Genomic DNA, 818 nt, shown 5'->3' on the forward strand with positions numbered 1-818 from the left:
AATAAAGAGCCTAACGTATTTGTCAGTAACTTCTCATCTCTAAACTTTCTTAACGCTCTAACTTCTGTACAACAAGGGTCGCCGTAGACAGCAGTAGCAATAAAGCAATTACTAAATGTCCTTACAGTTGCTGCACAATATGGACAAACGGATTTTTCAGGCTTCCCCCTATAAGTAATCATCCGAGGCACAATTTTTTTATGACAAGAAGGGCAATTAATTCGGTCATCAGAATTTCTGGTTACTTTTGAGCTTTTAGATGTAATTGTAACATTTACAGCTCTTTTACCTTTGTTTCCTGTTTTCGACTCAAAAGATACTCCATCCCCATTTGAAGGGAGGTCAGGACCATTTATTCCTTGTACATTAAAGTGATGATCCTCACCTGCATTTGAAGTGATAAATCCATAGCCTTTATCTTGGCTAAACCACTTCACTTTACCATTTTCCATTAGGTTCTCCATTGCTTGAAACTGATTGCACATAACGAATGATATGGACTCCCTCTACCTGACACTCTGCGTGCCATACTTACTTAGTACACGCTGAAGAACTGGAGGTTACTATGTCCACCATTCAAACTATTGGCGTTGACCTCGCCAAGAATGTATTCAGTATTCACGGCGTTGATGCATATGGCAAGTGCGTCCTACGCAAAACTGTCAAAAGAAACAAACTCTTAGACACATTCGCGAAGTTACCTCCCTGCCTCATCGGTATGGAGGCGTGCTCTGGTGCACACCACTGGGCAAGAGAGCTACTGAAACTAGGTCATAACCCGAAAATTAGGGCGTCCAAATTCGTTATTCCATATCGAC

The 818-nt window shown here is 41.3% G+C and carries 1 protein-coding gene and 1 pseudogene; one reads left to right on the top strand and one right to left on the bottom strand.

The features are described from left to right. On the bottom strand, window positions 1-452 hold a 452-nt coding region (locus tag AB4486_RS24380; protein ID WP_372119216.1), incomplete at its 3' end, for a cold-shock protein. 113 nt (window positions 453-565) lie between these two features. Between AB4486_RS24380 and AB4486_RS24385 the strand changes: the two are divergent. Beyond that, window positions 566-818: pseudogene (locus AB4486_RS24385) on the top strand (IS110 family transposase); the annotation flags it as partial.

This window comes from Vibrio sp. 10N.222.55.C6, from assembly GCF_041473395.1.
In the GTDB taxonomy this organism is placed as follows: domain Bacteria; phylum Pseudomonadota; class Gammaproteobacteria; order Enterobacterales; family Vibrionaceae; genus Vibrio; species Vibrio crassostreae_C.